Genomic DNA, 368 nt, shown 5'->3' on the forward strand with positions numbered 1-368 from the left:
TGGGATGAACCTTTAGTGATGTCCAAGTTTGCAGATCCGGATCATGATCGAGTTCCAAACTTTTTTGAATACATCTTCGGAACCGATCCGAGCCGTGCAAGCGTTATAGATGATTGCTATCGCATTGTGATTGTGGAGGATGGCGATCTTCGCTACCTGGAGATGAGCTTTCGACAAACATTGCAGTCATTAAGCCAGATTGTGTTGCCAAAGCATTCGGTCGATCTTTTGACGTGGTCCAATGAGGACTTTTTGCTAACTGAAGATACGAATGACGGTACTTATCGTTGGCGCACTTATCGTTATAAAGATCCTATTACCTCAACCAATCCAGTCAGGTTTATCACGCTTGAAGCTGAAGTTGATTA

1 protein-coding gene is annotated in these 368 nt (G+C 43.5%); it reads left to right on the forward strand.

The genetic code is table 11. From position 1 onward, the window contains the following. Nucleotides 1–18 precede the first annotated feature (18 nt). Nucleotides 19–368 (forward strand): hypothetical protein (locus QEH59_RS18785; RefSeq protein WP_308986923.1); only part of this gene is annotated, 350 nt, incomplete at its 3' end.

The organism is Thalassobacterium sedimentorum (assembly GCF_031127905.1).
In the GTDB taxonomy this organism is placed as follows: Bacteria; Verrucomicrobiota; Verrucomicrobiia; order Opitutales; family Coraliomargaritaceae; genus Thalassobacterium; species Thalassobacterium sedimentorum.